The sequence below is a fragment of the Moorena sp. SIO2C4 genome, from assembly GCF_010672485.1.
In the GTDB taxonomy this organism is placed as follows: Bacteria; Cyanobacteriota; Cyanobacteriia; order Cyanobacteriales; family Coleofasciculaceae; genus Moorena; species Moorena producens.
Genome location: NZ_JAAHGN010000839.1, coordinates 1 through 3,429 on the forward strand (window position 1 = coordinate 1; position 3,429 = coordinate 3,429).

General features: G+C 38.7%; 4 protein-coding genes. 2 read left to right on the forward strand and 2 right to left on the reverse strand.

The genetic code is table 11. The features are described from left to right. A partial coding sequence (locus F6K20_RS30000) for a glycosyltransferase (protein ID WP_287297136.1) occupies nucleotides 1–1,237 on the forward strand: 1,237 nt, incomplete at its 5' end. Nucleotides 1,238–1,475: 238 nt separating this feature from the next. Further along, nucleotides 1,476–2,300 carry an FkbM family methyltransferase gene (locus F6K20_RS30005; protein ID WP_008189937.1) on the forward strand — a complete coding sequence of 275 codons (825 nt, stop codon included), beginning with the start codon at nucleotides 1,476–1,478 and terminating at the stop codon, nucleotides 2,298–2,300. Between the two features lie 278 nt (nucleotides 2,301–2,578). Here the strand turns inward: F6K20_RS30005 and F6K20_RS30010 are convergent, their stop codons facing one another. Together F6K20_RS30010 and F6K20_RS30015 are read right to left on the reverse strand one after the other, a co-directional pair. After that, complete coding sequence (locus tag F6K20_RS30010) at nucleotides 2,579–3,019, reverse strand: hypothetical protein (protein ID WP_008189935.1); 441 nt, start codon at nucleotides 3,017–3,019, stop codon at nucleotides 2,579–2,581. Beyond that, on the reverse strand, nucleotides 3,020–3,429 hold a 410-nt coding region (locus F6K20_RS30015), incomplete at its 5' end, for a GNAT family N-acetyltransferase (RefSeq protein ID WP_287297138.1). It abuts the gene before it with no gap.

Genomic DNA, 3,429 nt, shown 5'->3' on the forward strand with positions numbered 1-3,429 from the left:
TCCTATGACTACGTTAGGTTACGAACTGAAACAGCGTGGTCATCGCGTCACTGTATTCGGCATTGAAGACGCTCAACCAAAAGCTCTAGCTGCAGGATTAGAATTTCAGCTGATTGGCAAGTCGGATTTTCCCAAAGGAGCCACAAAAGACTTATTTACTCAACTAGGTAATCTCAGTGGATTTAAGGCATTCCAGTATACAATCAATTGGATTGTCAATGTAGCAAAAATGTCTCTTCGGGATGCTCCAGACGTAATTAAAGCAGCAGATATAGAGCTGTTATTAGTAGATCAAGCTTCTCCAGCAGGAGGAACTATCGCTGAGTATCTAGACATTCCTTTTGTAACTGTATGCAGTGCCTTAATGTTCAATCGGGAAATGAGCGTTCCTCCCTTTAGCATGTCCTGGAATTATGACCCTTCATGGCGGGGAGTTCTACGCAACCGAGTGGGTTATGAACTGTTTAATATTATAGGTGAATCCCTGAAAAAAGTTATTAATTATCATCGTAAGCATTGGAATTTATCTACCTATAATAATGCCAATCAATACTCTTCACAGTTGGCTCAAATTAGTCAACAGCCTGCTGAATTAGAATTTCCTAGAAAAGAACTACCGTCTTGTTTTCATTTCACAGGATCTTATAGTAACCCAGCGAGTCGAGAAGCTGCACCTTTCCCTTATGAAAAATTAACTGGACAACCACTGATTTATGCTTCTATGGGAACGTTACAAAATCGGCTTCTGTGGATTTTCCAAATGATTGCAGACGCTTGTGTGGGATTGGATGCTCAATTAGTCATTGCTTTAGGTGGGGGTGCTAGTCCAGAATCTTTACCAGAATTGCCAGGAAATACCTTAGTTGTTGGCTATGCACCTCAATTAGAACTATTACAAAAAGCGACCCTTACCATCACTCACGCCGGAATGAATACTACCCTAGAATCTTTGAGTAATGGAGTACCAATGGTCGCTATTCCCATTACCAACGATCAACCTGGAGTGGCGGCGCGGATCGCTTGGACAGGAACAGGAGAGGTCATACCTTTGAAAAAAATGAGCCTGGAAAAGCTACAAAAGGCTATCAAACTGGTCTTAACGGAAGATTCCTATAAAAAGAATGCCTTGAGGCTACAAGAGGCAATTATACGAGCAGGGGGAGTGAGTCGAGCGGCTGATATTGTAGAACAAGTGGTGCATACAGGTAAACCAGTTTTGGCTTCAACAAAACAATAATAGAATTATTACAAGGAATAATTTTATGTCTAAATCCCTTATGGGGAGAACCTTTAACTATTAAAGTAGTACAAATGAACGGATAACTTCAGTCCAGAAAATGAAAATATGGTCAATTTGCGACTGTATATTGGCTGAGCTCATTGGCATCAAAGCCTTATAGAGTCATCTTTTTAGAGATCATGTCACCCCCTCAGTCACTACCTAATCAAATTTATTAACACATGGTTCTATCCTTATGCCAACTAGAATTCAGGAAACTAAGCTTCCCAATGGAATGAAAATATTTTGCCTGCGGGAAGAAGAAGTACCAGTTCTGTACGAACAGATTCAAGACTACATTAAATATGGAATTGAGCTGCACGAAAGTGATATCATATTTGATGTAGGAGCTAACATTGGTTTGTTTGCCTTATGGGCATATCAAAATTGTAATAAAAATGTTAGTATTTATGCTTTTGAACCTATTCCAGCCATTTTTAATGTACTACAGGCTAACGCTCAACGCTTTGATTCAGATAAAATTAAAGTCTTTTCCTGTGGACTTTCTCAGGAATCCAAGAGTATAACATTCGCTTATAATCCCAACGCTACCATGTTATCCACTGCATATCAAGAGGATTTTACTGAGCTAAAAAAGCAACTGAAGCAGGCTGTTATTCGCAATATTAAATACGCCCCTAAAGCCTTTCGTTGGCTTCGTTGGTTTCCTTTGTTTGTGCGATCAATGTTCATCCAAAATAGCATAGAAAAAGCTTTTAAAATCGAGCGGGTAACTTGCCAGTTAAAAACTGTCTCAGAGATTATAAGGGAACACAAGCTCGAACAGATTGATTTGCTTAAGATAGATGTAGAGAAAAGTGAGTTGGATGTACTTTTAGGCATCGAAGCTCAGGATTGGCAAAAGATCAAGCAAATTGTTGTTGAAGTTCACGACCTAGAGCATCGACTCCAAAAAATTACGAATTTGCTCAAAGAACACGGCTTTAGCGAAATTCAAGTCCAACAGGAACCTATTTTACATGGTTCTAATCTTTTCAATCTGTATGCCTGGCGAGGATAATACTGAGTTGCTTAGGGTGCGTGATAAGACGGGCGAGCCCTAATTTTTCGCCTCAACGCCCGGGTTGGGACAGTCCGCCTGGGAATTGTAACGGGCAAGATGCCCGTTCCACCCCTGATGCCCGTTCCACCCCTGATACCCATTCCACCCACCGGATCAAACAGCAACAATGAGATGCACCCAAGAAATTAACCCGGTTTGAAAGAAGAGCGATATAGCAGTCGCCAGGGCAGTTAGGACATGACAAAAGTCTCACACCCTTTGTAAGCGCAAGAGTTTTACTTCTGACTTCTGACTTCTGACTTCTGACTTCTGCTATATATCCCTATTTCACCTTGATTTATTTTTTGAAAAGCAGCTTGGGAAAGAGCATCGCCGAAACTATCATTCAACGGAAAAAGACCTTTAACCACTGACTTACCTAAAGAATAGGCTAATTTACATAATTCACAGAGAAGCTCTGTTAAGATTTCTGGCTCTCCATGAAGATAACCAATATAAAAATCTTCCTCTGAAATTTCCGAGTAACTTTGAATAGCTATACCTCGTAAACGTTCATTTTGTATTAATCCGAAAACTTTTCCAGCAATCAAACACTCTTTTAATAACTCAGGAGTAAGGGTTTGACATTTGCCAATATTTTCTGTGTACAAACTTTGTTTATGATCTAATAAATTTTCTCTAACTACCAAAGACCAAATATCATCAAAGTTTTTCAATTATAATTTAAACAATTTGTTGATTTTTGAAGCCAAAATATTAGCTTTATATATACTATAATTAGCGATTTTGTTATCTCCTCGACGAGAGACAATTTTCAACATTATTTCATTGTCAGACAAGACACAGTAACGTAATATAGGAATATTGACTTGAGATAAATAATTATTTATATGTGAATCTAATAATTTAGATAAACCTCGCCTTCGATAGCGACGATCTACTCTCAAAGAACTTCGCCAAGCTTCCTGTTTTGACAAAATAACTACTTGCTGCATTGCCACAGGGATATCATCAAGAGTAACTACAAAAACTTTATTTTCAGGATTGTTAATCCGTTTATCCAACACTAAGTGCATGTAATCTTTTTGATGTTCCCAGGTATATTGACAGAATGCCAAGATAGGTA

Coding starts and splice junctions, on each gene's coding strand:
- F6K20_RS30005 (WP_008189937.1), top strand. CDS start 1,476: ATGCCAACTAGAATTCAGGAAACTAAGCTTCCCAATGGAATGAAAATA.